Source organism: Natronomonas moolapensis 8.8.11, assembly GCF_000591055.1.
GTDB lineage: Archaea > Halobacteriota > Halobacteria > Halobacteriales > Haloarculaceae > Natronomonas > Natronomonas moolapensis.
Window position 1 is genome coordinate 1,450,860 of sequence record NC_020388.1, and the last position, 26,400, is coordinate 1,477,259.

Here is a 26,400-nt window from a genome sequence, read left to right on the forward strand (position 1 = left end):
GATCGCCGCGGACAGCGACTGTCCTCTCGTTGAAAAGCGACATTCATCCGGTTTCGATGGGGCCTCAGGATAGGATCAGAGCTTCAGAATAAATTATACTCACGGACAGAGATAATTATAGATGTTTGGTGGGTCTATAGACGCAAGCGCATCGAAGACGGCTTCTCTCAGTTCATCAAGTTCTTCGAAAAGTTGGTTACCAAGCCGCTGATTGAGTTTCTGCCAGCACCCTTCCGCGGGGTTCAGCTCCGGTGAACCCCGCGGAAGGTGGCACAGTTCGATCGGTGTGTCTTCAACGTAGTCGTGGACATCGTTCGCCGCGAAATACGGGGCATTGTCCAGGACAACACAGATTTTCTCGCCGAACTCGGTCTGGAGTGCGTCCAGTAACCGCGTCGTGATGTCAGCGGTAAAGTTGTCTTCACACTTCAGAAAGAAGGTGTCACCGCTGGCGGTGACACCGCCCAGCAGTTTGAGACTCTCCCACGCGCCCGACACCGGGAGTGTCGGGCGCGTTTTTTCTGGAAACCACGCGTGGACAAGATCCGTCGTGATCTCTTGGCGTGTCTGGTCGATTGCTATGATTGTGTAGTCGTCGTCCAGATCGTCCGTCTTTTTTTGAAGCCTTTGCGGAACGCATCCTGAGCTCGTTCATCAGCTTTGACGTACTCTGGCCGGGCTGTCTTCCAGGACAGCCCGGCCTCGGACATCAATCGCCGGATATGACGGCGGCAGTACTCAATATCGAACTCATCTTCAAGATACTGCTGGGCTAGCGGAACCGTCCACGCACGCGCATCAAGTCCAACTTCTTTGGGAGAATCGTGGAGAGCTTCGATGAATTGGTCGTGGTCAGCTTCGTCAAGTTCGCGTGATTGGCCGGGGCGAGGATCATCGTAGACGACCGACTCGAACGGCTCTGAGTCGAGCCGTTCGAGTCGGATCAGCCAGTTACGAACCGTGTTTGGATGGACATCATGCCGCTCCGCAATTGTCTGCTGCTCGACACCGTCCTTGTAGGCGATACCGGCAAGAATTCTCTGAACTGGTTTCTTTTCATCAACTTCGGCTAAAATCTCTTGGAGTTCGTCAACAGTGATCTTCTCCAAGTAGTCCATACCGTAAAAACAAGCTCTATACACAAATAAGTTTAGCCGTCAGTATAGCTGTGGATGCTTCGTGAGGTACTGATCCTGAAGAATACTCCGTATCACTCTCCGTTAGCTGTCTACCAGTCCAAGTTCACTCAATTCACCGGAAACCTTCTTGAGGGCTTCTTCGGCTGCATCAGGAGTTTTTGCGCCGGTGATAACGACCTTGCCCGAGCCGAATAATAATGTTACAACGTCGGGAGTATCGAGTCGGTAGACCAGCCCGGGGAATTGCTCGGGTTCGTACTCGACGTCTTCGAGCCCGAATCCAATCGCGATGGCGTTGAGGTTGAGTTGGGCTCGGAGATCCGCGCTAGAGACGATATTCTGGACGGTGATCGTCGGAGCCTCAATAACGTCAATTCCGAGATCACGAAGCGTCTCGCAGACGATCTGGAGGGAGCTGTGTACATCGTCGACGGTGTTGGCCCCGGTACAGACAATTTTCCCGGACCGGAAGATGAGGTTCGCGGCTTGAGGCTCCTGTGTCCGATATATAAGTCCTGGAAAATTATCCGGATCGTAATCGGAACCGCTGAGATCCATCGCCAAGCTGTCGAGTGCGAGTTCCTGATCAATGTCGGTAGAAGCCACGACGTTTTCGATATCGATCGTTTCACTGACGGAAGACATAATACGTGTCGACTCACTCAAGACAGACTGTAATAAAACCCGAACTAATCCCGGGAGTCAGCTCAAGAGGACGCAATTGGAGGGCTCCTTCGATGTGCTGTAAGGCTCCAAATCCCATCTTTTTCAACAGCACTCTTCTCTTCAGACGGGTCGCAATTACAGAATACACTTTTGACGAGACGATCTTGGGTGCCGCTGCCTCCTACTTATTAATCATCTCGAAAACAGCCTCTGGGGAGTTCATCAATGTGTGGAGCGTATACGAGCCGCGGCCACGCCCACCGCCAGTTTTGTTGGATTCAGTGATTTCGAGAAACGACAACTCCCGAAGGAGATCTCGAACCCGGTCTAACCCGAGTGGGTCGCTCACTTCGGATTCGCAGATGGCCTCGTAAGTCTCGTACACCTCAGTCGTGCGGAATTCCTCACGACTGTCGTCCTTGGTATCGAGGTTTGCCAGTGCAAACAGGATGTATTTTGAGTGGGGTGGTAATCCCGACAGGAGTTCACATAAGCGGTCGGCCTCAGCGCGTTTCTGTGCTCGGTCGACATGATCTTCACGAACTTTCTCGGCTTCTTCTTTGGTCGCAATATCGCCAGCATTGCGTAGAATTCGAATCGCTCGTCGTGCGTCCCCATGTTCGCGAGCGGCCAGTGCGGCAGTTTTTGGGATGACAGCAGAGTCCAACGCCCCATCACGGAAAGCATCAGTTCGGGCTTCCAAAATTGCCTGTAGTTGGGTGCCGTCGTAGGGTGAAAAAACGAGTTCGTCGTCGCCAAGCGAAGATTTCACTCGTTCATTGAGGGATTTGCGGTAGTTGATTTTATTTGAAATCGCCACGACGCCGACGTCAGCGCCATTCTGTGTAGCCGCCTGTTGAGCACGAACAGCGACTGACTGGGAGACAAGTGATTTGCCGGTGCCAGTTTTCCCGTAAATGATGAAATTCGATGGCGGTTCATTTCGGATTACCGCTTCGAGTTTGGAGGCGACCTCTCCCATCTCGACATCTCGACCGATAATCCGGTTTTGATCGGGAACGTGGCCGACCTCCAAGAGTTCGGGACGGACAATCAACGACCGTTTCGTATGTGCATCGGCGAAAAGCGGGTCGTCAATTCCTGTCTGTTCGCCCGACTCATTTTCCATACAGGCTATATATAGACATGATATAAATACTTTCCCACCACATTCCAACTGTATTCGCTTGAATTATTGGAATAGAGAAGTTCTAGAGCGGATAACAGTTTGGCACCCCTAACAAGCTACACACCAAGTTCCAACTGTATTCGACCACACCCTCCGTTCCAAGTGTATTTGTTGACAATCATCGGTGGTAGCGTTCCACACATCGAAAACACCCCACGTTCCAACTCTAAGTTCTGATATGTGCGACGGAGAGCTGAGTATCAGTAACACAGTATCAACGGTGAGGCCACACACCCCGTATTCCAACTGTATCTCTGACGAAAGCATGAGGTAGAGGCTAACGAGGTAGATATCTTCAATTTTTAAATTAGTATATCCTATCAAGCTATTTTAGAGTCTCTAACGCCCAAAAACGGGATATTTACACTTGGAATGGGGGGTGTGTTGTTCTACTAGATACCTCTAAAGAAGTCCATACCTATACTCAAATACAGTTGGAACGTGGGGTGGGTGTGACCAGTGGGTATCTCGTATGTGGGTGCTGTTCGAGTTTTTCGAAGTTCGATTCAGGATCGTCTTCGGTAGAAAGTGAAACGATGTCTTCGGGAGGAATCATAATTTCTCCAACAGACTGCTCGCCGATAGTCAATGTGTTCATTATTTCTTCGCGGCGGTCCGCAGGCAGGTCGCCGTCTTCGAGTACTGATCCAAGTCGGGTTCGAAGGTCAGCCCGGGTTTCGATGGCCTCTTTTTCGGTCTCTGTCCACGCCTGGGTCATCTTGATACCGAACAGGCCGAGCGTTCCCTTTGCAACCGAGTCACCGACCCAGATGGCCGGGGCGAGTATCTTGGCAAACCAGTACAGTGGACGTGCCCCGTACCGGGCGACCTGTTTAGAACGTTCGACACCGAGGTACGTCGGGGTCTGTTCGTCGTGGGTCAGATGGATCAGGTTGATGAGGAGAAACCCAAGGAGTGAACCGGCCCCGACCGATGCGAGGGTAGTGTTTTCCAATAACGGTTCGAACAGGGCTGCCAGTCCGGGTTCGGCGATGATCCCCAGTGCGATACTGGTCCCAGAGATCCAGACCTGACACGTCGTCAAATAAAATTCCAGGTCGTTGGTCATCTCCCAAGCGAGTTCGAGTCCAGGCGTATTGAACTCCGATTCGGGATACTGTCTGACTCGGGTTAGTGCGAACTCGATTGCGACGAAATACGCGTTCACCCCGATGAGGATGATGCCACCGAGTATCCGCAGTCCGATCTCAAGCGGTTCCATTGTCTGGTCACATTAATCCCAGACACGAAACAGTGTATAAATAGGAGGGAATGCGGATTTGACCTGACAAGACTGCAAGACACTGCTGTAAGGCGGGCCCATAATCTGTTCTATGACACACTCATATTGGACAGCCAGAGAGTGTCATAGAACTTTCACAAAGAATCTGTTTTCACCGGGGCAAGCGCTGAATGCCGGTAGGCATTCTTATTTGTCCTCTCAGTCACGAAACTGCTTCCATCTAATAAGAAAGAACGGTAGCTGTGACTCGTCGCTCTGTTCCCGCAATTTCAGTTCTACCGATTCAATCTGCTCCGAGATCTCCTCTTGTCGACGTCGTACTGTATCTACCAACAATTGGGTTATAATCATAAGGAGGAGGCCTAATAGGACAATGCTGGTGAAAACACCTAAGACGCTCCCCATTGACGCAAACACGGTCAGAAGGGCGGCCATGCCAATAAAAAGCGCGCCGAACAGTACGGTGCTAACAATCGTCGGTGAGGCGTTCGAATACCGGCATGGGATCATAGTCTCTCGGATCCAAGTTCGTCGGCGAATATAAAACGCGTATCGGACACTCTAATCGATATTTAACCCTATAGCGAGCGCCCTTCTAATGAGCCGCTGGGAACTGCTCTATACTCCTGATCGCCGTCCTCGGACCACCGTAGATGGTCGTCAGCCGGATAGGAGACCTCGTCGGCACGAAGGCCACACTGCCCCATGAGTTGCATTGCGACCTCTCGGATCCAGCCGCCGTGACCAGCTGTTCGCTCGAGGTGGGCCAACTCGTCACGAGAGAGCCAGTATTTAGCGACGTCGCCAGCGTCGTCGATCCGGACAATAAACAGATATTATAAAGTATTCGATCATAAAAATGGTCGTTGAGGGGGTGATTCGGTGGTGAGGGGGGTGATTTGGGGGGTTTGTAATCGAGTTATCCTATAACCCGATTACGTTGAGTTCTCTTGAGGTCATGAGACAGTTATCGAACCAGTGACATTATCAACCGATGTCGTGCAAGATGTAACTTAAACTTGGTCTTGACATGTTGCTGCAACTAATCACTAGTACGATAGAGCGTGTGTCTAACGTCAGCTGGAGCAGGCCGAATGTAGTGAACGACTCTAGTGATTACTATTATATACTACTAGTTTGTTACTTATTCTATGGGACTCTTCGGTTTCCCAGAGTGCATGTACTGTGAAAAAAGTGTAGAAAATACAAAATATGGGACCTGCGGGAACTACGAGGAGTATTGGCACTTGCCATGTGCCAAGCAAAATGTAGATTTTCGCCAGGCCCATGATGATGGGATAATCAAGGATAAGAACCATATGCAATTTAATTGTCCAAGATTTGGGCATATAATGCGCAAACCCGAAAGTTCGTACTTTTAGTATTAAATGTTCACACTCAACTCTAAAATCGTTGGTCTGGGGGTTGCAACCGAGAATTATTAACTTATGATTTATAATATATACAGGAAATGAAGTCACAAGATCATGATGTGGCCATCATCGGTGGCTCAGTATCGGGGTTGGCTGCAGCAGACAACTTCGTCGATTTGAAAAAAATAAACGAGGTACGTGTCTTTGAACGCCAGGAGTACGATGACAAACGGGTAGATTGTGGTGAGGCCATTAACGACGCTACCCTCGTCCCGTTGGAAAAAAATCCCTCGAATGGATTTCTTAATAACGTCACGGGGTTCCAACTACGAGTATACACGGGTACTGATCGGAGTTCCGCTGAGGAACCACTGGGAGTCTCGAATCTTAGGTGTGATGCAGGTTATATTTGTGACCGTGATACAGTGGAGCAGCAGTGGGCCCGAAGGCTCTCTAAGAAAGGAGTTGTTTTTGAAACTGGTAAATCAGTCACTGCGGGGGAATATCATGATATAACCGAAGAATATGATTATGTTGTGGACGCGACGGGTCAACCTTCCCTCACTCATAAGATCAACGATGAGGTTCCCGATTATACGGGGGACATGGTGGCTTTGAACGCCTCCGTGAAAGGAAACTTTTCTGACTACATTGAGTATCCTCGAATCTTCTTTGAAGGGTACGTCGGTTACTCTTGGTCGTTTCCAAAGTCGGAGACACATGCGAACGTTGGAATCGGGTGGGCAGGTGACCAACGACCGAATGATTACATGAGCGCGTTGGAGGCAGCAGCAGAGCGGAATGGCTTCCCGGTTCCAGCTCAGGAAGATGTGAATATCTATACGATCCCACGCGGTCCCAGTCTCGAACCCCAATCTGTTCACATTCCCGAGGACAACGTCTTCTTAGTGGGTGATGCGGCTGGTATAGCTAATCGGTATCAGGGAGAGGGTATCTGCCAAGGGATACGGTCAGCAAATATCCTCGCAGAACTGATTGCGGAGGGAAGAGAATCAGTCTATCCGGACGTATTGTTCAATAATATGAAATCTGAATATCGTCTCGCTCGGTTAATGCGAGGTGCGTGGGTGGAACATGAAGATCCTCAGCTACTTGCCAGTGTCGCTGAAGCACTGGAAGGATTGACTATCGATGATATCACTCGTCAACCTCGACGTGTGATTGGGCGTGTGATTCAACATCCAGTCGTTGCTACACAGTTGGTTGCTGATAGCGGGATGCTCAAGCGGCTGCTGAATGCGTACACTGACACCTGGGAATATGATACTAGAAAATCAGTGTAAACTGAACTATGTACGAACAATTCGATCATAACAGTCACTGGGTGAGCAAGCACGTAGAGAGCGGTTTGTTCGGAATTGAGAACCCACTTTTAGTCAGTATATTAAAATTCTCTCTGCCTTGGAATATATTGTCGATCTCATATACGATCGTCTTTTGGGATTCGATATCAGGATCGTTCTTGTACGCTTCCATACTGGCCCTCACGTGGGTCAATATCGCACCGTACTTAATATGGTTCTATGATGAGCGGGTTTTGCCAGGGTTCTTCGGTCACCTTGGTGAACTCATCTCTGATGCGGATACCCGCAATGAGATGGCGGAGAAGTACAACGATTTCTTTGCTCAACACCGTATCTCGGTCGCTACTTTCTGGACGATTGCTACGGTATCTATTATATATGCAAGTGAACCTGCCTTGCAGAGCCAGGGCATGGTTGGTGCAGGATCGGTGTTTCTGTGGACTACGTATGCTTATGCGATCTACGTAGGGGCTATATTGAGCCATGGATTTGTCGGGCCTGTAACGACGATACTTCTCATCCGAGAAATCACCGAATACGAGCTGGAAATCGACCCACTCCACCCCGACAACCTCGGAGGGCTCAGCAACGTTGGATATGTCTCCATTCGGACGACCCTCCTGTTCTCATCGGCTTCCTTGATTTTACCCCTCCTGTTCTATTTTTCATCCTCAGGTGGCATCTCAGAGGTTATCTTCGTCTTTGCAAGTATATACGTCTTCACGATATTCGTGTCGTTCATTTACCCTACTACAATTGTCAATCGTAGAGCCCAAGAGTATCGAGACAATGTGCTTGAAGATCTCCGTGAAGAGTACAATCGTATAGAGAATGCCACGAACAACCCAAATAACGATGAACTCTCTGAACTAAACAAGCGATTAGAGCTTGAACGGGTCCAAAGGAATTATGACAATTACAATTCGGTGAGCCTGTATCCCCTCCAATTGAATATGATAACTCAGCTAATCGGTTCTGTAATACTGCCTATTTTATTTATGTTCGTTGAGTTCTATCTACCGAATCTCATATGAGAACCTCCGGTAGAATCGGATATCCTCCTCTTTAGAATCCGGGGTCGATATCTGGTTAGTCAGATTACCTAGTGCCCACGAGAGTCTCTGGGCAGTCTAGGGTTTCCTCACGGGTTCTGCACCGGTATCCAACGAGAGTATGGTGTGGAACTCCCAACGTTGGTAGATAGTTCTACTGTATCGACCGTCTAAAGATATCTCACTCTGATAGGGATTTCCTGTAGATACGCGCCCTGCATCTTGCACAACTATATCTGCCAATATTTTGATAGAGTCCGCTATTCATGATCCAGTAAATCATTAACCAACACAGTGGTGTCGGAATAGTCGAAGTGTTGGTTAAGTGGCTCGCGCCCACGCCCAATGTGCTGTCCGGTGGAACCGTGTCTCTCGATACCGATAAATTAAATTTTTCCGCGACATGTTTATTATCAGTCAGCAACTGGTAGCTATATTCGGCATAACAGGTTGGTGATGGAAATAAGTCGAAGTGTAGTGCCGGTTTATCAGACAACCCGGCAGTCACCTCGGCAGCCATATTCTAAGTCACTAACCCATTTATCAGACGCAATAGAATAAATGGTGTGAGTTGTTATGCCATACCTTGGCTTGCTCAACGGAACTCAAGTAATCCCTCCACAGGTGGCTGATGGCACCACTGTCACCTGTCCCGTTTGCGAGTGTCAAATGGCCGTTGTGCAGTCGCATGAACGTGGCTCGGCGTTCGTTTCTCGGCATTTCCGCCACCACGAGCAGGAGCGGGCATCTGAATTGAGCGCTCGATCCGGGCAGATAACTTTTGCCGACCTCGAAGCCACCGGCGAGTGCCCCGGCGAGTCAGATGAGCATCTGAAGATGAAATCAATCGCCTACGCGCGACTCGAGCACGACTTCCCCGACGCATCTGTTGAGTTGGAGTCGAGCGTCGGCAACCGGATCGCGGACGTTCTTCTCGCCTTCGATGAGCCTCGCGCACCATATGCGAAGGGTATCGCAGCTGAGGTGCAGTATCGCAACCACGGAAAAGATATCGAGGCTGTCAGCGAGCACTACCTGGAACACGAATACAGTGTTGTATGGCTTAAAGAAGATGACTTCTCTGAGTATGATGTTGACCTCTCAGAAATGCTGACCGTCTGGCCCTGTGCTCTTCCGACGAGAACTGGGACAGAGGGCTACCCAGACGTTATCCGATGGCTATGGCAGGAGAAATCCCCAAACGTATCGTTAGAAATCCCGATCCCTGGGGAGTACTGGGCTTCATTTGATAAATCAGGAGAGTGGGTTCCTATTGTACATCGACAACTGCGACAGAGGGGACGCGCTTGGGTGACGGTATCTCGTTCACCAACGCAGCAAGTTACGTTCCAGCTTGGAAAAAAGGGGCGAGGCTGGGACCCAGAAACGGAGCGTGTCACCGTTCAGGTTGAAGTAGACGACTGCACGGAATTGCGGTCATTTGCTAACCAGTTGAGCCAACGGGCGTTTGGGCAGGATCGTCCCTCGAAAAGAGATCGAGACCAGCCGTGGCATGATCTGATGACGGCTTGGTTTGCGGGCACGTCTGTAGTCACGTCGTGGCTTTCCGCATCGCTATCTCCAGATGGTGATGTCGTTCTCTCGCTTGGAAAGAAACATCCAGCGGAAACAGAGCGAGTGAGCGCTCAAGTCGACGAAACAGCGGTACAGGCGCTTCAGGAAGTCTCTGACCTGCTCGACAAAGCGTTCGAGATAGAGTCCTCAGACTCTGTTGATGTTTTCAGCAGGTAAGATATGTTGCCCCGACTGTAGCTACTACACAATTACAGTTAGTGTTGGCTCAGCTGTATAGCGATTTGAAAAGTCGGGATCGGTGTCTGTCGGTGTGAGCGACAGGTGTATACCGATGTCAATTGACACGTCGAAGGTACCCCGTATTTGACTCATACGCTTCGCCGCGACGGTATAGACGCTGGATCCACGCCCAGGTCTGTTCGCGATCTGTGCCCAGACTACAGGCCTGGTGGCTCTGTTGAAGTCCTCAGAGAATTGCAGGATCGAACGGTAATTTGACCGAATGCAGGCCCTCCCGGAGTCACGATTGCTCCGGTTTGTTGAGCAGGCGTATCACTTGGCCCGACGAGCTGTCGCTCGCTACTCCTCGAAATTCTCGAAACGACGGTACACACTTCACCAGCACATCGTCTTGCTCTACCTCAAAATTCGGAAAAATACGACGTATCGGACGCTTCTCGACGAACTTATCGAGATGCCTCGGATTCGGAGCGCCATCGGACTTGAGGAAATTCCGTCCCCCTCGACATTGTGTAAGGCGTTTAACCGCCTGGACATGGCTGTTTGGCGGGGTCTTCTCAACCTCTCGGTTACGCTTCTCCCGACCAATGGCGTCGTCGGTATCGACGCCTCCGGCTTCGATCGCAGCCACGCCTCAAAACACTACACGAAGCGAACGAAGTTGACGATTCAACGGTTGAAAGTCACACTGCTCGTGGACACGAAAGCGAATGCCATCCTCAATCTCCACGTGACGACGACCAGAAAACACGACTCACAGATCGCACCGTCGCTCATCAAGCGGAATACAGATGAAGTAACGATTCTCCTCGGTGACAAGGGATACGACGACCAGAAGGTTCGCGCGTTAGCCCGTGAAGATGGTGTTCGTCCGGTCATCAAGTACCGAGAATTTTCGTCGCTCAACAAGGCGTGGAATGCTCGGCTAGATGCCGACCTCTACGGCCAACGAAGTCAAAACGAGACAGTAAACTCCAGTCTTAAACGGAAATATGGGCATTCGTCCGCTCACGACACTGGTGGAAGCAATTCCGTGAACTCGTTGTCGGCTGTCTCACTCACAACATCGACACATCACTCTGAACAGCGGATATCGATGAGCGAGACAGCGAAATAGGTCAGTGGATATGGCAGCCCTCAGAACTCCCAGAGCCGAAAGCCCGAACGCTGCGAGTATCAGACCAGTCCACATAGGACGAACCGATCAAAGAAACCGTTCATCGGCCTGCTTTGATTGGATTGTTGATTTCGATGCGTTGATCCAGCCTGTGTCTGCATCATTCGGAACATCGAAGTCAGGAACGAACGGTTTGATATCCAGCAACGGCGTCTGATCAACGACATCGATTCCCCTCACAGTCACCTCGTGATCTCTGACGGACTCAATTTCGACAACAGAGAGTCCAATCTGATTCGGACGCTGTGGTGCCCGCGTGGCAAAGACGCCTCTTTTTTCGTCATCAAGAAACGGTTCAACCTGCAAGGAAGCGGTGTCACCAGATGCGTGAAAGTGATACAGCAAGATACAGTGGGTAAACCCGTCTAGGTCTTGCAAACCATCCGCGTATGACTCGTCAACCTTGACAGTCCCAGCTGCGTCATCTGCTCCAGTCGGTTGGATCGGCATTCCATCTGGCGATTCGAAGGGCGTCCGAATCACACCAATTGACTCGTACTGGAACTGCTCATCAGGCATGTCTATACTTCGGTCTTCGATTGAGAAATCAGTGTCGTGACCGACTTGCGCGCTTTATTCAGCATCGCCTCTCAAAACTATCAGCAGTTGAGGGTTTCAACAGAGCCTTTTATTTATTTATATCGTCCTTGATTCGCCGGCATCATCGTGCTCAATGAGCTCGTCCGTGTGAGCGGGTATGAGCGAACCACTGTATCGATGTACGGCTCGGGACCTCGCGAATGCCGATCCATAGGCGCCGAGGGCCGACGAATCCGTCGGGATGGTGGCGACGTGGCTCCGAACGAACGGCTACGACGTCGCGCCCATCGTCGACGGCAACACGCGGGTCGGCTACGTCGCCTTGGAGGATCTCATGTATGCCCCGCCCGACGACCTGATTGCCGACCACGCCCAAGGGACTTCGCTGGATCGGATCATCAGCGTCGACGCCGCCTTCGGAGATGTGTTGGCCGCGCTGTACGAGTCGCCGTTTTATTCCCCGGCGGACAGAACCGCGTTGCCGGTGTCGCCGCCTCGAACTCCGACAGCGAGCGGTTCGAGCCGCTCTCGATGCGTTTGCCCAATTGGATGTGGCTGTAGGCCTCGATCGGTCCGTCTACGGCCGCCGATACCGCACGCGTCAGTGCTTTTGGGAGGTCATCGATGGCGATCAGCGTCAACTCGTGGCTCCCGAGATGGTAGCCAGTCGCCATGCTCTCCGGCGCGACGGCGATGATCGCCTCCTCGTCGAGTGCCTCGCGCCGCAGTTGTGCGTCGCGGCTCTGGACGAGCGGGGCGTCCAACTCCGCGACCGGAAACAGCTCGCTGACGACACCGAACTGGACCGTCTCCCGCTCCGCGAAATCGTACGACATATGCATCTATTGTATACTATAGATTACTTTCACCTACTTTTTCTAAATGAATCCTGAATTGGCCAATAGAATGTGCCTGCGACTGTAACGCTCTGAAAGGGAATAAAAACGACTGTACCGTCTAAAGACTTCCATGACACGCTGACCTTAGACAACTAGATTGAGGGCCTGCGGGAGCAGGACGCTCAGGAAGATTTGCGACCACATCGTAAATGTCGTTGGATAGGTTTGCGTATCCTGTACGTGCTGTAATCGGTCTCGGATTCTCTCGTACTGATCTTGGTCAGTAATCTCTGTTTCTCGAATCTTAAACGGGCGCTCCATTACATCAGTAAGTTCACCCTCGAGTTCTCTGATCCGTCTCTCTTTTTGATTTTTCATGATAGAATGAATTCGGTACATCGAATACCCGATAGTCACGATTCCAACAATCCAAGCGGCTGAGAGCACAACCTCGACAATAGGGGCATTCGGAGCGCTATACGGTGCTGCGGTGTATTGGGACATAATGACCGGACCCTTCGTCTGAAAGAAGTATAAAATTAGAGTCAGCGTGTACAAATAATACGACCGCTTGAGCAGTTCTCCGATAGACTGGAAACCGCCCATCTTCCGCGGATCGTAAAAAAATACACTGACGCCGACCTTCTTAATCCGCCGTGGCACAGCGAAGTGAACGGTGAAATATGCGAGCACAAACTCAACCAAGACTGGGATATACACGAATGTGTAGGCTAACTGTGAATAAATAACTGATCCGATCCCGTTTATTTGTATGAGCTCCCCAAATCCCAGTACAAAAATATTGAAGCCCTGTATAGCCACCCATGCAACTATTGCCACTGCCATTTGAACTCGAAACGAAACCAGATCCTCAAACAGAGCCTGATCAGTTGATATATCCCGATCGTCGATTCGGAGCGCAGTGATTGCATCGGCATAGGTGTCATTTATATACCGGGCCCCCACGACAGAGAGAATCACCATCGCAGGTACTGCTAGTGAGTTGGGTTCAATAATGAATGAGTTTTTTCCAGAAACGAAGTAATTGTACAGATCGAATATTCCGTATTCGATGAATAAGACCAGTCCAACAAGAAGATACGGCGGATAAAGATTAAATCGGGGGATGCGGTGAGCAAGCGAGTCAACGTGGGAACGCTCGGCAATCCGTTCGATAAGAAGCTGACCTCGATATTGTTCCGAACCTGTCGTGGACATACGTACTTGAGTAGTTGATGTTGAGGAATATACATAAAATTGGGTGCAGCTAAAATGGCGGTGTTCAGATAAGAATGAAAAGTGAGACGGTACGTTTTTTGAGTGCTCTATGCCCAAAAACGCCCACCTCAACGGCTGTTTGGACGAGATCGAATTAGGTTTTGTGGAGCGAGAAGCGACACCGAGATTACTGATGAAGCTTGGTATTCAACTCCATTTAGCTGGCCTATCACTTTCGAATACCATTTCTATTCTTGAGATATTCGGTGTCAGTCGAGCTCAATCTACTATTCACAACTGGGTTCACAGGGCAGATCTACAGCCCGAGTCTGGTCGGAATCCGGATCACGTTGCGGTGGATGAGACCGTGATCCGACTCAATAATGAGCAGTACTGGCTGTACGCTGCTGTCGATCCTGAGACAAACAAATTACTACATACAACGCCTGAACCGACGACAAACAAGGTAATCGCTCACGCGTTCTTTGCCGAACTCCGCGAGAAACACGACGTTGACGACGCGGTGTTTCTCGTAGATGGCTCGCACTCACTGAAAGACGTCTGTCGCCGCCACAGCCTCGATTTCAGATATGAACGCCACGGAAATCGGAATAGCGTCGAACGTGTCTTTCGAGAGGTAAAACGACGAACTATCATTTCTCAAACTGTTTTAGCAACGTCGAAGCCGACACCGACGACGGGTGGCTTCGACCCTTCGTCTTCGCATGGAATCAGCGTACCTGAACACTACCGTTGCCACCTAGGCAATCAAAATTGAGCGGACGCTCTTCGGTAGGGGATTGTTAATACTGCTTCTCACAGGAGGGCCGGAACAGAGGCCCCCCGTTTGAGCGCTTGACCAGCTAATTCTTGTCCCAGCAGACTCAAACAAGAATCGTAAGACAGCTCTACATCAACAATGTGCTACGTAAGAGCGTTGAACAAAACACATAATGTACCTCCAAAACCATCCAACAGTATGGCAACCGGGAGGGGGATAACCCGACGGGATTTCATTAAGTTGAGTATCGGAACCGTTGGAGCAGGAACGGTTGCCTCCGGGACGGCCACAGCCAGCAGTGGTAACTGGCCAACGTTTGGTCACGACGAACAGAACCGTCACTACAACCCTGATTCAAGTCTAGATGGTGACTCCGCCTCGGAACGGTGGATGCTTAGTATCGGTGATAGGGCTAGTTCAGGTATCCCCGTAATCGAGGGGGAGGTGTATTTCTCTGACTCATCTGGCCTCGTTTATCGAGTTACCGAGCAGGGTAACACGACCACGTATGATCAAGGCGTTGGATCGCTTCCGTCGGATCTACGCCTTCCGAGTGGAACATCGACACCAACCGTTACTGGTGGGCAACTGTTTGTTGGCGGGCTCGACAGTCATGTATACGCGATTGAGCGCGATACGGGTGACACGACCTGGTCGTTCGAAGCCGATAGTGCCATCTATACCTCGCCGACAGTCATCGGGGATCATGTGTATGTAGCGTCAGCGGATGGAACAGTTTATTCCGTCACCCGGGATTCTGGAGACGAATCATGGCGCTACCAAGTTGATGGTATGATTGCTACCGTACCCTGCTCTATTGATGATGTATTAGCCGTGGCTACTCGAGACGGGGCTATTCATATAGTTGATATAGCCACTGGAGAAGGAACTGTTGCATTAGAGACAGACTCAGAAGTATTTGCGTCGCCAGTTGCTACCGAGGGTAATATATATTCTGTGACACAGAGAGGCGCTGTCTATGCTATTGACTCGACGGGAGGGACCGTTCAATGGGAGGCTGAATTAGATCGAACAGTTACCAGAACACCCGCACTGACTGACGATCGGCTATATGTTGGAACCGAGGGCGGAACGATAGTTGCTATTGATATAGTTACTGGTGACTCGCTTTGGGAAACTGCGGTGGCTGGTGAAATCACTACTGGACCCGTTGTGACTACTGATATAATCGCTGCCGGGACGGCGAATGGAACCATCCACGCGCACTCCATATCCGAGGGAGAGCCGCTATGGACATTTGATGCGGGAAATGCTATTACGACACCATTGAGTGTCGCCGATGACGTGTTGTATTTCGGTACAGAAATTGGCACAGTATACGCAATAACGAGTAGCTCCGGGTTCGCATATACTGCACAGACATTCGCTGGCTCAGCTGCATCGCGTGCGACGGCGACCGCTTCCGAAGTTCCTTCGCCGTTCCTCTGGATATCGGGCGGAATCGGAACACTCGTTGCAGCCGGGTACACTGGAAAGAGGCTGCTCAATAGGGGCACATCCAGTGAGTCATCGACGACACTCAAGGGCTCCAAGACAAATACAATGTTATCGGGCGATGCGCCTCCGATACGAGATAACAAATCAATGTCGGACAGCACGTCGAAATTACTCGGAGATGATGTCTCCTACAGTGACTTCGATATCAAAGAACAACTCGGAGCAGGTGGCTCTGCTGACGTCCACAAAGCCCAGATCATGACTGATGGAACATCGCAGACAGTAGCTCTGAAAACACCGCGGACGTCCGGTGATGATACCGTTGACGCGTCTTCGTTCTCGGAGTTCTTTAACGAGGCAGAGCTCTGGAATAGCATCGACGATCACGACCGCATCGTCACCGTTCACGCCTGGGGTGAGACACCCCTCCCGTGGATCGCAATGGAGTATATGCAAGGTGGAACGCTACACGACAACGCAGCATCGTTATCGTTTGAGAATCTCTTCATCGAACTCGAGGGGATTTCTGAGGCGCTCCACCATGCGCATCGACATGGAATCACGCACACGGACATCAAACCGGCGAATATTCTGTTCACCGAGTCGCCCACCGGTGGAATCGGAAAACTGACTGACTGGGGATTGGCGAATGTTCTGCTAGATCACTCCATGAGCGTACACGGACTGACGCCAGACTATTCAGCTCCTGAACAGGTTCGCCCCGAGATGTATGGCGGTACGGATGATCGAACGGATATCTACCAACTGGGAGTTGTCGCGTACGAACTATTTACCGGCAAACTCCCGTACGAAGGTGCGTCATACGCCGGTATGGTTAATTCGATTCTTAATGAAGATCCACAGTTACCCTCCGAGCTAAACCCGGAGTTGCCTAGCGAACTCAACGAGGTACTGCTAACCGCGATTGCCCGAGAGAAATCCGACCGCTACGAGACTGCGCTTCATTTCCGCGATGACCTGCGTCGGGTATATCATTCAACCTGAATTCTGGTTTGTTAGATACCCCCGCTGAGATGCAAGGTTTCTTTGAGGGGGCTTAGGTGCATTTGATACGGGGTTTAATGGCTATGGTGGAAAAACGTCATTCCGTGCACTAATTTAATATAATCGACACAAAATACTTTTAATCAGTGTTTGTAACCACCTGACGAATGGGGAAATGAGCCAATTCAGTTCAAAAACTACGGGGGGTCTCGGTAGGCGGGCTTTGTTACGAAAGTCAGTGGGTGTGGGGGTTGCATCGACGATCGGCGTCCGAAGTACTAGAATAGCCGCAGCTGCCGGGGGTGACGAATTGTGGCGGTTCGAAGCTGACTCCATAATCGTGTCTTCTCCAACCGTGGTCGATAATACCGTTTATTTTGGAACTAATGGAAGTGATGTACACGCAGTAGACGCAGAAACTGGTGAAGAGCAGTGGCGGTTTGAAGCTGACCAGTACATAAATGCAACACCAACGGTCGTCGACGAAGTCCTATATATATCCAGTAATGATCATCATATCTATGCTCTTGACAGAACCAGCGGAGATGAATTGTGGCGTTTCGATACGGGTCATGTGAGCAGGTCATCGCCAACTGTCGCAGACGGGACGGTATTTGTAGGCAACGGAGACTCCGGAGGAAAAGACACTACAGGCGCTGGTCTCTATGCAGTTGGTGCAATCTCAGGGGAGGAAAAGTGGAAATTTGAAACTAACGATCGGATATCGTCTTCACCGGTCGTCAAAGACGATATTGTGTTGTTTGGTAGCTATGATGGAAATTTGTATGCGTTGAACTCCGAGACCGGCGAACAGAGATGGGCCAGTGAAACCGGTGGGGGGCAGTCTTCGCCAACAGTAGCAGACGAGACAGTCTATATTGGTGGATGGCAGGACGGAAACGTTTATGCGTTTGACGTAGACAGTGGTGATCTACGTTGGGAGTTTGAAACCGATGATATTGTCAGTTCGTCACCAACAGTAGCTGCAGGATCCGTCTTTGTTGGGAGCGCCGATAACAACGTGTATGCAATCGATGCGGACAGCGGGGAACCGGAGTGGGTTTTTCAGACAGGTTCTACAGTAGCGTCATCACCGACTGTCGTAGGGGAACGGGTGTTTATTGGCAGTGGTGACGGAAACGTATACGCTCTTGATAGCACTGAGGGCACCGAGATATGGCGATTCGAGACTAACGATGAAGTCTCCTCGTCGCCAATTGTCGTTGACGGTGTTGTATACATTGGGAGTCGGGAAGGGCGTGACGAGGGGATAATATACGCACTTGAAGCCGGTATCGACGGTTCTAGTGAGGGGTCTCGAGCACATGATGGTTCATTAAACCATCACGAGACATGGCGGCACGCAGGCCAAGACATCAATATCGACGCATTCTCCGGAGGCGATGACGGGGGTACGAATCCTGTCGCAGCGATATTCCGGCGTGCTAGTGAAGACACCGGTCTTGTTGGCACCATACTTGCCGCCGGAATTGCCAGCGGTGGGTATCTAACGTATAAATGGCGTCAATCTTCAAGAGAGAATGAGGAAAAGGCGACAGAGACTACGGGTAGCGTGGCAAATCCGTCGCATGCTGGGCCGGGGAATGGCGACGTCGGGATATCGTCCTACAGTGAGTTTGATTTCAGAGAAACTGTTAGGGAGGGATCTCAATATCAAATTGAGGCAGCCGTAACTCGGGGGGACCACCAGTCTGCCTGGGTCATCACATATAATTCACAGGATAGCGAGACTATTCAGGCGACAAATATCGAAGAATTCAATGACCGAATCGAACCCTGGACAAAATTCGAGGACCACCCACACCTGATCTCAGTCTACGGATATGGCACGGAGCCGTTACCATGGGTCGCGGTCGAACCGGCAGACTATCCGACGCTTATTGAGACAGCTGCAGACTATTCGCTTTCACAGCGAATTGCATTTGTTGAGGAAGCGTGCGAAGCGGTTCACCATGTCTCTCGGTACGGATTCAATTACGACGTGCTTGCCCCCGAAAGTCTCCTAGTTACCCCCGAAGACACGCTGAAACTTCGAGGGGTCCTTGATTACATAACCCCGACAGAAAAAACGCCATACGAACCACCAGCGAAGAAACAAGGACAGACAGCTGAGAGTGCAGCTGTATATCGGCTCGGTGCAATAGGATACGAGATTCTTTCGGGGCAACCACTAGATGATGCTGGCTCGTCGGTAACCCCACCCTCAGAACGAAACCCAAAGTTACCGAAAAAACTCAATAGAACTCTGTTAATGGCGCTAGCAGCAGATCCTGATGATCGTCATGAAACGGTACTCCATCTACGGGACGAACTAGATCAAGGTCTACGATGAGAGTGTTATAATACTCTAATTTAAGTTATCTTCTGTAGAAATTAATAGATTAGTGAACCATTTCATGATAACCAGATCGGTGCCAGATATATTCAGTACCTCACCAAGGATCGCCAGTTAGTCGCATCTGGACCAATTCACAGATAACGAAAATAAAATATATTATGCAGGGAAGATAGAATCATGTATAACTATGTCGGTGGGGGCTAATAGGAGAGAGGTACTAAGCATAATAAGTTCAGGTGTTGGTATAATATTTGGACTTAGTAACATTGGAAATGCACAAGAAATAACCAGAGAGGGAGCGTGTCATAGAATACGCCCCACTCTCTTATCGGTCTGGTTATCATTTTAATCCGTAACAGGTGTACAAGTGCCTGCACTTAGTGCACGGCTTTACGAAGCGGTTAGAGAATACCCGTCTATTTGTTGGTACTGACATTTTGTGTCTATCGACCATCGCGTGCCTCACAACGAACGGCTGCTGTGGGAACGGGTTCGACCGTCCCGGAGCTACTGGATCCGAATACGTGGGTGATCACGAGACCTATTCTATGACACGCTCAATTTTAAGTAAAAAGAAGATAGATACCATGCTAATGCGCGGGTATTGGGAATTGGGGTTGCTCAACGGCAGTAATGGATGGACTCACCATGGTTTTGAAAAAACGTTAGCAGTCGAAACATCTAATGAAGGGCTCTGTTTCGAAAAAATCGGACTCAATCCCAGATGGACAGCTGGATCAACAAAGTGATCCTATAGACATGTTATCGAGACGGCATTTACTACGCACTTCAGCCTCCTTGGGTACTGCTGGGATAGTTGGCGTTGCTACGGTGGCTGGACAACAAGAAGAAACATTTCAAGCGAACAACGATCTGGTCAGTTTAGGGCTTTCTCCAGACTACATTAGTTCGGGTAGATATGCTTCATCGCTCGAATTTGATGGAGAAAACAGATTGAAAAGACCGTTTCGTTTCTCCGGATACACACCTGAGGAAGAGCGACTAAACTATGTCGAAACTGTCGAATCTACACGCCTCTCTGGCGAGGGCTGGCAGGGATTCTCACTAATACGAACCTTCGAATTCAATACGGAGACAGAATATAGGATTGAACAGCGCTCTCTTGTCCCGCCGGAGGAACCACTCGTTTTAACCGAAATGATACTTGCAAATACCGGAGAAGAGTCACTTACTATTCGGCGACCGGATAATCATATACACAACGGTTGGGTTCTTGCTGTTGTCCCGCCGCTTGCAAATCCTGAGGGAACGTATCGGTATTCTATTGATGGGGATTCCCCTCAGAGTTTTGCGGAGAGCGACCTCTGGTATACCCATGAATTGACCGATTCAACGCATTTCATTACCCAGTTTGCGGACCGATACGGAATCACGCTGAGTTATTTAGGTGGTCATACGGATCCGGTTCAAGCCATCACCGATAACCGGGGGATCAACGGCTCCGATCTAGAGTACGAGAATAAATCGGAGTTACCTCGAAGCGAGGAAAACCCACCTGCTCGTGTGACCGAGGGCTTCAGCGTCGATACCATTGATTTCGGTGTTGATGGCCTTTCGTTGGATGCCGGTAAAACCGCCTCATACACTCACTCGCTCAGTATTCATGAGGGGGGTGACGAAGCGATCAGCCGTGCAGAGGAACTTACCGAGAGAGCTAGCACTCTATCCGATGAGTCCCCCTCAATCTCTGCTCTTACTGGAGAGGGCAATGATTCGATAACTGGCGCGGTGTTCCGGCGCTTCTCAAACCCGGGGAATTCACCCCTACTATTGGGGCTTGGAGGAATGATGGGCGCTGGTGCAACGTATCTTGGATATCGAAGGCTACGCCGTGATACGAGTAGAGACACTTCTACAGAGGACAATCAAGAATCGATAGGACGACAACCGACTACCGAATCTCAAGAAGTATCTCTTTCAGTCGACGACTACGAATCGCTTGAAATCATTGAGACTGTTCGAGAGTCCGATACAGTTCGAGTACAGAAAGCATCACCCGGTGAAACCCAGGTATGGGTCCTTACGTTGACTGTAGAACCGAATGAAACACTCAGCGCCTCCGATATTAACCACTTCGTCGATACGGTCCAACCGTGGTCACAAATAAAGCCGCATCCGAATCTCTTGTCGGTAGTCGAGACTGGAGAGGAGCCTGTCCCATGGGCTGCAATTGAGCCGGCGGATCATCCCTCTCTCTCCGGCTATATCGGACAGATTTCGGTCGATACGTGTAGTAAGTGGCTTAAGCAGATCTGTGAAGCGTTACATCATACTTCCAGATACGGGCTGGTTTATCAGAATCTTACAACAGATAATCTCTTATTACCCGATGATTCTAACGTAAAACTTCGTGGGCTGCTTGACGAATTCGAAGCGCGTAACCCTTGGTATATGGCTCCTGAAGAATTCGATAATACAATAACCGAACAAAGTCTCGTGTATCGAACTGGGCTTGTCGGATACGAGCTATTAACTGGATCTCTTCCATATGGCTCGTATCCGGATGGAGATCCCCAGACTGTAGTTCAATCCAAGGAGTGTATAGCGTTATCCGAGCGATTGGAGTCTTACCAGACGGCACTCGGCGACATATTGTCAGAAGCTCTTTCGCCATATCCCGAAGATCGCCACGAGACCGTCCTTCATCTCCGGGACGAGGTTGAGGAACTCCGCAAATAGGTCCCTGAGTCGTTTCATTCTAAATACGCCATTAGATAAGCAAAATCTATTTCGCTCTTGTGAAGCAGATTGTTGATAGCGAGAGCTGCGGCTGAAAGTCGAAGAGAGCAAGGGCACCGCGACAGCGGTGCCCGATATGTTCCCAATACGCCGGTTCGTGTCGGAATCGGCTGCAGCGGACCTGCTCCAACAGGTTCGCTGGCGTGATGGCGTGGAGTGCCCCCGCTGCCGTTCTGACCTGACGGTCAGAAACGGCAGCTATCGGGTGTATCAACGGTATTTGTGTGAGAATTGCGGTCGGACGTTCAACGAGAAGACCGGCACGATCTTTGCTCACGCGAAGCTCTCGCTGAAAGAGTGGTACTTCACGATTTACGTCTTCTTGCGGTTTAACACGAGCATTCGGCAGATTGAGGCGGAACTCAATCTTTCCTACAGAACGGTGAGACGACGTGTCGAGCGCTTCGCCAGAGCGCTTGATTCGCCTTCGATCAGGCTGTCTGGACCGGTCGAAATCGACGAAGTGTACGTCTCGGCTGGCCTCAAAGGCCGCGAGCGTGACTCCGGTCACGCTCGCGTGGCCTGTCCACGCGTGGACGAGGATCGTACGACGGCGACAAACCGCCGGTATTCACCTTGGTCGATCGTGGCTCGGACGATCGGTACGTCGTGCCAGCGAAATCCGCCGAGGAATCGACCATTCGACTCCTGCTCGCCAACTGCGAACAGGAGTCAATAACCGTCTATACCGACGGATTTCAAGCGTACGAACCGCTCGAAGACGACGCATTCACCCGCGAATACGTCGTCCACGGCGACGGAGAATACGCTGACGGCGACATCCACGTCAACACCTGCGAGAGCCACGCGTCGCTGACGCGACGGTGGCTCTCGCCCCACCGAGGAGTGTCAAAAGACAAGCTAACGCCGTATCTCAGATCCTTTCAGCTCCGCTGCGAACTCTACAGAAAACGAGGTGACGAAGCACTCAAACATGCTTTCGACGCCGCCCTCTGAAAATCAACAACGTGCTTCACAAGAGCGATTGTCTTATTTAGTTTTAGGTCAAAACATTTTTAAGAGAGATCTCAACTGATTTTTGTACAGGGAAGAAATATCACCGCTGTCACGCGGTTCGTTAACTAAAGACGAATGGTCTGATCGGGTTTCCTAATAACCAATCACCAGCTAAAATATATAACAAATCCACAGGTGATCTTGCGAACAGGCTCCGTGTTGCTCCGAATTATGTATCTTATCTACCTCCGCTTGACTGATAACCCTCCCAACGATCTAGCGATAGAGAACCTCAAATAGACTCAAACACCTCTTTTAGATCGTCTCGGAGATATAACACGTGTTCGTACCGATCAGCTTTGCGACGCTTGAGGGCTTTCAGAATAATTTCGTCGAGTGCTGCTGGGATATCAGCATGCTCGCTCGGCGGAGCCAAGTATTCATTTTGAATCTTGTTTACTATCTCGAATGTCTGGCCCGTGAACGGTGGTCGCTCCGTAAAGAGCTCGTACGATACAGCCCCAAGCTGGTAGATATCGGTAGCGGTATCGGTGTCACCGTAGGCTTCAGAATCAAACTGCTCGGGAGCAGCGTACTGCGGTGAGATCCCTTCAACACTTTGAGAGTGGTCAAGCAAGTGTTTTGAGAGTCCCCAATCAGCAACTTTTGGTGGATCCCATGCATCCTCAACCTCTCGAAACAGAATATTCTCGGGCTTCAAATCAAGATGAGCGACGCCGCGATCGTGGGCGTGACGTACCGCACGGGTTATCGTCAGCGCTGTCCAGCATTTTTGCCGTATATCCATCCCGGCAATACGCTCGCCAAAATGCCCGCCATCCATGTACTCCATTCCGATCCATGGCAATGGCTCGGACCCGTAGTCAACAACGGAAACGATGTGGTCGTGGTCATCAAGTTGTTGCCATAATTTAGCTTCGTCTACTATTTGGTTAACAGCTTCAGCGTGGAGTGTTCCCTTCATTCTGGGTGTTTTGATCGCCAGTCTTAGTCGACCATCGTCAGTTTCGATGGTAGCTCGGTGGACATCGGCGTTTCCACCCTGGCCGAGTGGCTCTTCGTAATCGAAGTCCTCGTAAGTGAATGAGCGTCGAGGTGGACTTGGAATCGTCTCTGGAACGGGGCGGGTGCCACTGCTGACCACGACTTTTGCCTCACGTTTGATATTTCCATCCCGCTCGTATCCGACTTCCCTAACCCGTACCACCCGACCCTCTGTGAGTTCACTTTCGGTTTTTGACCAGACTTTGTGCCGATACGGATCCGTAGTACTGCCGGGATCCGGATCGATAACTGCGTACCCAGCTGCATACAGCGTCTCGTCAAGCCGTTTGATTCCGGCGTCGAGGTTCGCGGTGGTCAGCTCACTCTGCTGGAGCTTGTTTCTGAGGTCCTCTAAAGCTGTATAGAACCGTAGTATCTCATCGGGTACTGCAGCCGTTTCTTGATCAAAATTATCCGGGAAATAGTCAAGCAGCTCCTCGATCTGATTCGTAATCGGCTGGATATGATTGTCCGCTGGGGCTGTCACGTGGGCGTTATCTTGATAATAGACCTGAGCTCGGGTGAGGGTGTTCCGGATATCGATCGTTCCGTCGACTAACGTCTCTAAGAGCTTCTCTTCGTCCTCAAGCTCGAATGGTTCATTTTCTTTGTCCCACTCAGACTCGATAACCTTCTCAAGCATCGAACGGAGCTGTTCCTCATTTTTGAATTTCCCCGGCCCACGAGCAAGCTCGGTTAGAAGTTGCTCGTCGGTTTCAAAATCGACTGCCTGATCAACAAGTAAATCTATGAGCTTCGTCGTACTTTCCAGATCAGCTGCTTTTTCAATGATCTTCGTTTCGTTCTCAAACTCGACAGGGCCCTCGAGAAGTAGTGTTTCAAAACGATCCTCAATCGAGGCTAGAGCGGGAAGCGAGCGCTGGCTAAAGATTTCTGATCCAGTTACCGGCGTATCCGAAAGCTCATCAATCGTAATCGATTCCTCATCATCAGTTTCGATATTTCGTGCTTCGACAGCGATGATGCCGTTTTCATCTATATCAAGGGTGATCTCGATCTGTGGAACGCCAGCTGCCGCAGGTGGGATATTTGAGAGGGTGAATTCTCCAAGTAATTCGTTTTCTGCGGCGATCTCGCGTTCGCCTTGGAATATCCGAATCCGAAGCCGAGTTTGATCGTTATGACTGGTCGTAAAAACTTTTGACGCCGCTGTCGGAATCGTTCTGTTCTTCTCGGTAAGTCGCTCAAAGAGCCCGCCTTCGACCTCAATCCCGAGGCTCAGCGGCGTAACGTCTAATAGGATGATATCGTCAACCTTGCCTGAAAGTACCCCGCCTTGCACTGCAGCCCCTTTCGCAACGGCCTCGTCGGGATTGACGCTTTTATTCGGCTTCTGGTTGGTAAATTCCTGGATTTTGTTCTGAACCTGCGGCATCCGCGTTGAACCGCCCACGAGAACAACCTCGTCGATGTCATTTACCGGGTAGCCGGCATCGTCAAGCGCCTGCTCAGTCACCTGGATGGTCTGTTCAAGTAGGTCGTTTGTGATCGACTCAAATTCCGCTCGAGAGAGCTTTTGCTCAAGATCAATCGGCCCGTCTCCGGTTGTGGCAATAAACGGGAGGTTGATTGCCGTTTCCATTCGTGAAGATAGCTCAAGCTTTGCTTCCTCAGCAGCCTCGGCTAGCCGCCGGAGCGCCTGCCGGTCGTCGCGGAGGTCGACCCCGTGTTCGTCTTCGAAGGAGTCGGCCAGATATTCGATGATCGCCTGGTTCCAATCATCCCCACCGAGGGTATTATTTCCGTCAGTCGTGACAATTTCGAAGACACCACCACCGAGGTCGAGAACCGAGACACTGAACGAGCCGCCGCCGAGGTCGTACACGAGTACTTTCTGGTCTGATTCGTCGTCGTAGCCGTACGCCATCGCCGCCGCCGCTGGCTCATCAATGATGCGGTCGACCTCAAGGCCGGCTAGCTCGCCAGCGTCCTTCGTTGCTCGGCGCTGGCGGTCGTTGAAATAGGCTGGGACCGTGATAACCGCCTTTTCAACCTCATGACCGAGAGACTCCTCGGCATTTCGTTTGATTTTCTTGAGTACCATCGCCGAGATCTGCTCGGGCGTGTACTCGTCGCCGCCCGCCTCGACGGTGTAGCCGTCCCCCCCCACGTGACGCTTGATCGATTCGACCGTATCCGCAGGATTTTGTATCGCTTGATCCTCTGCAGGCTTGCCGACCAGCGGCTCGCCCTCATCTGTGAAGGCGACGACCGATGGCATCGTTCGTTTGGCTCCACCGAGAGCGGTAATCTTGGGAGAGCCATTTTCCATTACCGCAACTGCTGAATTGGTTGTCCCGAGATCAATTCCAATTATATCACGCCCGGGGACCATTCTATTCGTGCTACATTCTCGGTAGATCGCATTTAATCGTTCCGACGGTTGGGGGCCCGAATTCGGTACTTCCCAACCGGCGTAATCAGCTGAATCGAATCGCCGAGTTGATGAAGAGAAAG

14 protein-coding genes and 5 pseudogenes are annotated in these 26,400 nt (G+C 50.7%); 10 read left to right on the top strand and 9 right to left on the bottom strand.

All coding sequences use genetic code 11. The features are described 5' to 3' along the window. Positions 1–99: 99 nt before the first annotated feature. The 4 genes and pseudogenes from NMLP_RS14770 to NMLP_RS07265 form a co-directional block, all read right to left on the bottom strand. A protein-coding gene (locus NMLP_RS14770) for an IS630-like element ISNamo14 family transposase (protein WP_015408582.1) occupies positions 100–1,118 on the bottom strand; the annotation gives its coding sequence in 2 pieces (ribosomal slippage) (positions 100–620 and positions 620–1,118; 1,020 coding nt in all). 102 nt (positions 1,119–1,220) lie between these two features. Next, positions 1,221–1,784, bottom strand: a complete 564-nt coding sequence (locus tag NMLP_RS07255; RefSeq protein ID WP_015409472.1) for a TATA-box-binding protein — start codon at positions 1,782–1,784, stop codon at positions 1,221–1,223. A gap of 202 nt (positions 1,785–1,986) precedes the next feature. Beyond that, a complete protein-coding gene (locus NMLP_RS07260; RefSeq protein WP_015409473.1) occupies positions 1,987–2,934 on the bottom strand; it encodes an AAA family ATPase in 948 nt (315 codons plus the stop codon). A 514-nt stretch (positions 2,935–3,448) separates the two neighbouring features. Beyond that, positions 3,449–4,216, bottom strand: a pseudogene (locus NMLP_RS07265) (CNNM domain-containing protein); the annotation flags it as partial. 1,172 nt (positions 4,217–5,388) lie between these two features. On the opposite strand from NMLP_RS07265, the gene NMLP_RS15105 reads away from it, so the two are divergent. The 5 genes and pseudogenes from NMLP_RS15105 to NMLP_RS07290 all read left to right on the top strand — a co-directional run bounded on the left by NMLP_RS15105 (position 5,389) and on the right by NMLP_RS07290 (position 10,846). Next, positions 5,389–5,619 (top strand): hypothetical protein, encoded by a 231-nt coding sequence (locus tag NMLP_RS15105; protein WP_152024112.1) that lies wholly within the window; start codon positions 5,389–5,391, stop codon positions 5,617–5,619. Positions 5,620–5,708: 89 nt separating this feature from the next. Continuing rightward, on the top strand, positions 5,709–6,914 hold the full coding sequence (locus tag NMLP_RS14285; protein ID WP_015409475.1) for an NAD(P)/FAD-dependent oxidoreductase: 1,206 nt from the start codon (positions 5,709–5,711) through the stop codon (positions 6,912–6,914). A gap of 8 nt (positions 6,915–6,922) precedes the next feature. Further along, positions 6,923–7,969, top strand: coding sequence for a hypothetical protein (locus NMLP_RS07280; protein WP_015409476.1), 1,047 nt, complete (start codon positions 6,923–6,925; stop codon positions 7,967–7,969). 687 nt (positions 7,970–8,656) lie between these two features. After that, positions 8,657–9,739 carry a hypothetical protein gene (locus NMLP_RS14290; protein ID WP_231857217.1) on the top strand — a complete coding sequence of 361 codons (1,083 nt, stop codon included), beginning with the start codon at positions 8,657–8,659 and terminating at the stop codon, positions 9,737–9,739. Positions 9,740–10,025: 286 nt separating this feature from the next. Continuing rightward, positions 10,026–10,846, top strand: a pseudogene (locus tag NMLP_RS07290) (IS5 family transposase). A gap of 121 nt (positions 10,847–10,967) precedes the next feature. On the opposite strand, the gene tsaA reads toward NMLP_RS07290, so the two are convergent. From tsaA to NMLP_RS07305, 3 genes are all read right to left on the bottom strand, one after another. After that, positions 10,968–11,459, bottom strand: a complete 492-nt coding sequence (gene tsaA / locus NMLP_RS07295; RefSeq protein ID WP_015409478.1) for a tRNA (N6-threonylcarbamoyladenosine(37)-N6)-methyltransferase TrmO — start codon at positions 11,457–11,459, stop codon at positions 10,968–10,970. Between the two features lie 419 nt (positions 11,460–11,878). Continuing rightward, positions 11,879–12,316 (bottom strand): hypothetical protein, encoded by a 438-nt coding sequence (locus NMLP_RS07300; RefSeq protein ID WP_049926265.1) that lies wholly within the window; start codon positions 12,314–12,316, stop codon positions 11,879–11,881. A 147-nt stretch (positions 12,317–12,463) separates the two neighbouring features. Then, positions 12,464–13,537 (bottom strand): hypothetical protein, encoded by a 1,074-nt coding sequence (locus NMLP_RS07305; RefSeq protein ID WP_015409480.1) that lies wholly within the window; start codon positions 13,535–13,537, stop codon positions 12,464–12,466. 109 nt (positions 13,538–13,646) lie between these two features. Here NMLP_RS07305 and NMLP_RS14295 point away from each other — a divergent pair. The 5 genes and pseudogenes from NMLP_RS14295 (at position 13,647) to NMLP_RS07315 (ending at position 22,857) form a co-directional block, all read left to right on the top strand. Next, positions 13,647–14,281: pseudogene (locus NMLP_RS14295) on the top strand (IS6 family transposase). Between the two features lie 235 nt (positions 14,282–14,516). Continuing rightward, positions 14,517–16,781: an outer membrane protein assembly factor BamB family protein gene (locus tag NMLP_RS14300; RefSeq protein ID WP_015409481.1), complete on the top strand. Its 2,265-nt coding sequence runs from the start codon at positions 14,517–14,519 to the stop codon at positions 16,779–16,781. A gap of 244 nt (positions 16,782–17,025) precedes the next feature. Continuing rightward, on the top strand, positions 17,026–19,134 hold the full coding sequence (locus NMLP_RS14305) for an outer membrane protein assembly factor BamB family protein (protein WP_160169584.1): 2,109 nt from the start codon (positions 17,026–17,028) through the stop codon (positions 19,132–19,134). Between the two features lie 690 nt (positions 19,135–19,824). Continuing rightward, on the top strand, positions 19,825–21,840 hold the full coding sequence (locus tag NMLP_RS14775) for a protein kinase domain-containing protein (RefSeq protein ID WP_015409483.1): 2,016 nt from the start codon (positions 19,825–19,827) through the stop codon (positions 21,838–21,840). Positions 21,841–21,976: 136 nt separating this feature from the next. Then, a pseudogene (locus tag NMLP_RS07315) lies at positions 21,977–22,857 on the top strand (IS1595 family transposase). A 292-nt stretch (positions 22,858–23,149) separates the two neighbouring features. On the opposite strand, the gene NMLP_RS15855 reads toward NMLP_RS07315, so the two are convergent. Beyond that, positions 23,150–24,022, bottom strand: coding sequence for a serine/threonine protein kinase (locus NMLP_RS15855; RefSeq protein ID WP_394296874.1), 873 nt, complete (start codon positions 24,020–24,022; stop codon positions 23,150–23,152). 3 nt (positions 24,023–24,025) lie between these two features. Next, positions 24,026–26,278: pseudogene (dnaK, locus tag NMLP_RS15860) on the bottom strand (molecular chaperone DnaK); the annotation flags it as partial. Positions 26,279–26,400 lie beyond the last annotated feature (122 nt).